Here is a 3,036-nt window from a genome sequence, read left to right on the forward strand (position 1 = left end):
ATCGTGACCGAGGCGCTGCGCGATCTGGCCCGCTGGCTCTACCGCCAGCTTCAGGCCGAATACGAGCACCTCACCTCGGATGAGGCAATCGAAGAGGGGATCATCGTCAACGCGTATACCTTCACCGAAGAGGGGCGGCGCTTCGGGTGATGGCTGCAGAGAGGATTTCGTTCGTCATCATCTGCGCACGGGTCCGAAGGTCCAGAAATCCCTCCGAGATCAGCAATTTCTCTGTGACCGAGTCGACGAGCCTTGGATTCATCTTCTCGGTCACCAAGAGCGCTGCCTGACAGGCCTCGGGAAACCGGGAACACGCCTCGATGACATAATCGAGGCCCCTTGCCTGAGCGACGGCCGCAATGTCGAACATGTCCCGCGGTTGCAGGTGCGATCCACGGAAAACCACCTTCTTCGCAAGAATTTCGGCCGGGGTCTCAAGTTTTAGGCTTCGTCCGTGGATCTGAGTGGTCACGAAGGGGTCTTGGGTGACCGGTGCGCAGCAGATGAAGTCGATCTCACCGACGCCGTCGAACACGATCTTCAAGGCGCGCGTGCCATCGGTTTCGTAATCGCTCGCGGCGAGCGTCAGATCATACCCCTGCGTTTCGGGGTTCAGATAGGGCAAATATTGGGCATCATCGATGAAGAGGTCGATGTCGTGGCTCTCTCGATGCCCGATCTGGAGCATCAGGGCGGTGCCGCCCCCGAAGCTCCAGTTGGACATGCCGATACCCTGACTATTCGCCTGGTCGATGATCGCCATTGCAACGTCGAAAAGCTCGGGCCAGCGGCTTGGTTGAGGGGTGTTCATTCAGATCGCGAGCGGCAGTTCGTATCCGGCGAGATCGGAGAACTTCTTGGCGACTGCGATGACGGCGTCCCGGCTCACATTCATCTCGTCGATGAACGATTGCTGCAGTTTGGGCGACACTTCCGACAGGAAGGCGAACACGCTGCAATCGCAGGACTCGGCACTCTTGATATCGGCGATCTTCGCTGCAAGCTCCGCAGCCGTTACCAGCACGCCGTAGGGCGCGCTGACTGTCGACATCACCTTTGCGGCAACCGAGGCCATGGCATCAACTCTGTGCGGATTTCTGTTCCGTCAATGTAGTCGATGCCCCTCAACAAAGCAATAAAGCCCCGTCGGAGTTGTTTTTACCTGTTCCCGTCGATCCACTTCGACATCAGCCCCTTGTCGCGAAAGCACTCTTCCGGCACGGCGCGCCGTTTGATCCGCGCGAGTTTTTCCGCAAAGGCCACCTGCTTGGAGGTCGGCCGCTGGTCCACCTCAGACATCGGCTTCATCCGGGCTTGCGCGTCGATCCATCCGCTCAAGGTCCGGCGGTCCTGCTGCACCTCCCAAGGCAGAAGGGTCCCGTTGCGCAGGGCGAGCGATCGCGCATAGGCGATCTGCTTGGGCGTTGCGGGCAGCGCATGCGCGGTGCTTTCCATGGTCGAACTCCCTTGCTGGCTTGGCTCTCAAAATAGAACATAAAGAGAACAAATTCAAGCCAGGCGCAGGGAGACACAGGGTTGAGAGGAAGAGATTGGTCGGGAAAGGGCAGGCCTGAGGGTGCCCGAGAGAGGGTGTCCCGGGCTGGCCCTATCCCTCATTCCGGAGTTTCCCGATGACCTTTCTTCCTCCTGTTGCGCCTGTGCCGCCCGTGCGGTCTTTGGATTCGGCGCCGGCGATCCTCGCTGTTGCCGAAGCGCTGCAGTCCGATCTAGTGCAAGGCACGCCGATCGACGCTGCGCGTTTGCGGTTTGAGATGGAGCGCACCTTTGGTGGCTCCGATGCGTCGGGTGCTTGGGATTGGAAGCTCGCCTATGAGGCGGGCGAGGTGGCGCTGGTCCTCTTCCTTCGGAAATTCGGTCGCGCGCTTCTCGCCCGGGCGGGTTCGCCTGGGGCGCTGCTGCCCATCCTCGCCAAGGTTGCGGGCCTTCTGCCGAGCCATACCTGTCGCTCGGAGGAGATGGAGCGGTTTCAGCAATTCTCGACGCCGCTGCCAATGGGGCTCGCGGCCTTTGCCGCGGCGCAGATCACCCCCCGTGATCTGGTGCTCGAGCCCTCAGCCGGGACCGGGCTTCTGGCGATCCTGGCCGAGATCGCGGGGGGCAGCCTTGCGCTGAACGAGCTGGCGGGCACCCGCGCCGATCTTCTGCAACAGCTCTTCCCCGGCCGCGCCGTTACCCGTTTTGACGCCGCGCAGATCGATGATCATCTCGATGCGGGGCTGCGCCCGAGCGTCATCCTGGTGAACCCGCCCTTCTCGGCCCTGGCCAATGTAGATGGCCGCACCACCGAGGCGACGGTTCGGCATTTGCGCTCAGCGCTGGCGCGCCTTGCGCCGGGCGGGCGGCTCGTCGCCATCACGGGGGCGAGCTTCGCACCCGACGCCCCGGCTTGGGCTGAGGCTTTCGCACGCCTGACGGAAACCGCGCATCTGGTGTTCACCGGATCGGTGTCGGGTGCGGCCTTTGCGAGGCATGGCACCAGCTTCGAGACGCGGCTCTCGGTCTTCGACAAATGCCGTGGCGGCGAGAAGGGCGGCATCACGGCTGACCTGCGTCCGCCGATGTCCCCGGATGTGGCGCATCTCTTGTCTCGGATCGTGACCGATGTCCCGCCGCGCCTCGCGCTCGATCAGGTTGAACCGGCGGGGCGGGGGCCTTCCTTCCCCTTCCGGGAAAACCCTGCCCCCGCCCCGCGCAGGCTCATCACCCCCGCACGCGCGACGTTTGCCGCGTGGCCCGCGCCAGTCCTGGCGCTGATCGAGGCCGAAGAGCTCGACTATACGCTGCGCGATAGCGCCGAGGATGGCGCTACGGCGCAGATGTCGGATGCGATCTACGAGACCTTCCGCCTGCAATCCATCGAAATCCCCGGCGCGGCGGCGCATCCGACCAAGCTCGTGCAATCGGCGGCGATGGCCTCGGTCGCGCCCCGGAAACCCAGCTACCGCCCCAAACTGCCCGCCGCCGTCCTGCGCGAGGGCCTGTTGTCCGACGCGCAGCTCGAAACCGTGATCTACG

At 63.4% G+C, this 3,036-nt stretch carries 4 protein-coding genes; 1 reads left to right on the forward strand and 3 read right to left on the reverse strand.

The genetic code is table 11. The features are described 5' to 3' along the window. Window positions 1-121: 121 nt before the first annotated feature. From FBT96_RS16145 to FBT96_RS16155, 3 genes are all read right to left on the reverse strand, one after another. On the reverse strand, window positions 122-763 hold the full coding sequence (locus FBT96_RS16145) for a nucleotidyl transferase AbiEii/AbiGii toxin family protein (protein WP_249306535.1): 642 nt from the start codon (window positions 761-763) through the stop codon (window positions 122-124). A gap of 48 nt (window positions 764-811) precedes the next feature. Further along, window positions 812-1,075: a hypothetical protein gene (locus FBT96_RS16150; RefSeq protein ID WP_136908415.1), complete on the reverse strand. Its 264-nt coding sequence runs from the start codon at window positions 1,073-1,075 to the stop codon at window positions 812-814. A gap of 83 nt (window positions 1,076-1,158) precedes the next feature. Continuing rightward, window positions 1,159-1,455, reverse strand: coding sequence for a hypothetical protein (locus FBT96_RS16155; RefSeq protein ID WP_136908417.1), 297 nt, complete (start codon window positions 1,453-1,455; stop codon window positions 1,159-1,161). Window positions 1,456-1,631: 176 nt separating this feature from the next. On the opposite strand from FBT96_RS16155, the gene FBT96_RS16160 reads away from it, so the two are divergent. Further along, on the forward strand, window positions 1,632-3,036 hold a 1,405-nt coding region (locus tag FBT96_RS16160; protein ID WP_212635399.1), incomplete at its 3' end, for a strawberry notch-like NTP hydrolase domain-containing protein.

This window comes from Rhodobacter capsulatus, assembly GCF_005144475.1.
GTDB lineage: Bacteria > Pseudomonadota > Alphaproteobacteria > Rhodobacterales > Rhodobacteraceae > Rhodobacter > Rhodobacter capsulatus_C.

Excerpts from the sequence above, each read along its gene's own strand:
- FBT96_RS16145 (WP_249306535.1), bottom strand. The coding sequence starts at position 763 with ATGGCGATCATCGACCAGGCGAATAGTCAGGGTATCGGCATGTCCAAC.
- FBT96_RS16150 (WP_136908415.1), bottom strand. The coding sequence starts at position 1,075 with ATGGCCTCGGTTGCCGCAAAGGTGATGTCGACAGTCAGCGCGCCCTAC.
- FBT96_RS16155 (WP_136908417.1), bottom strand. The coding sequence starts at position 1,455 with ATGGAAAGCACCGCGCATGCGCTGCCCGCAACGCCCAAGCAGATCGCC.